Source organism: Nocardioides oceani (assembly GCF_030412965.1).
Taxonomy (GTDB): domain Bacteria; phylum Actinomycetota; class Actinomycetes; order Propionibacteriales; family Nocardioidaceae; genus Nocardioides; species Nocardioides oceani.
This window is the reverse complement of the sequence record NZ_JAUHJQ010000331.1, coordinates 1-208: the sequence shown is the minus strand read 5'-3', so window position 1 is coordinate 208 and position 208 is coordinate 1. Positions and strand designations below refer to the sequence as shown.

General features: G+C 82.2%; 1 protein-coding gene. It reads right to left on the bottom strand.

Going from position 1 to position 208, the window contains the following annotated elements; genetic code table 11:
* A partial coding sequence (locus QWY28_RS24250; RefSeq protein WP_300955441.1) for a hypothetical protein occupies positions 1–208 on the bottom strand: 208 nt, incomplete at both ends.

Genomic DNA, 208 nt, shown 5'->3' with positions numbered 1-208 from the left:
GCCGGCCTTGCCGGAGAGCACGAGTGCCTCGGCGACGGCACCCTCGGCGGCCTCGACCTGCTCCTGGTACGTCGCCAGGTCGCCCTGCGCGAGGGCCGCCGCGGCCGCGGCGAAGGCGTCCTCGGCGGCGGCGAGCAGCTGGGCGATCCGCGCGGCGCGGGTGCCGGGCGGCGCGCCGCCCGGGTCCTCGCCGGCGTCGCCCCCCTCC